Source organism: Streptomyces tricolor (genome assembly GCF_002155905.1).
Classification (GTDB): domain Bacteria; phylum Actinomycetota; class Actinomycetes; order Streptomycetales; family Streptomycetaceae; genus Streptomyces; species Streptomyces tricolor.
The window spans coordinates 1-232 of record NZ_MUMF01000848.1 but is presented as its reverse complement, the minus strand read 5'-3'; the positions used below and the strand labels follow the sequence as shown (position 1 = coordinate 232).

Here is a 232-nt window from a genome sequence, read left to right as displayed (position 1 = left end):
CGACGCTGAACCGGACGGTCCGGTCGGTCAGTTGACGTAGACGCGGACGCCCGCGTCGGTGACGGGTGCGTACTTGGCCGTGAAGTAGCCGTTGGCGAAGCACAGCGACGAACCGGAGGTCTTCGCGAACTGCTGGTTGGTGAAGTTGATGCTGCTGTCGGCGTTGTCGGCCTTGCCGGTCAGCTTGGGCGCCTGGTAGACGCAGGTGACGGTGCCCAGCAGGGTGCGCAGC

General features: G+C 65.9%; 1 pseudogene. It reads right to left on the bottom strand.

The annotated features are described in order from the left end of the window. Window positions 1-27 precede the first annotated feature (27 nt). Window positions 28-232, bottom strand: a pseudogene (locus CCN44_RS40640) (Tat pathway signal sequence domain protein); the annotation flags it as partial.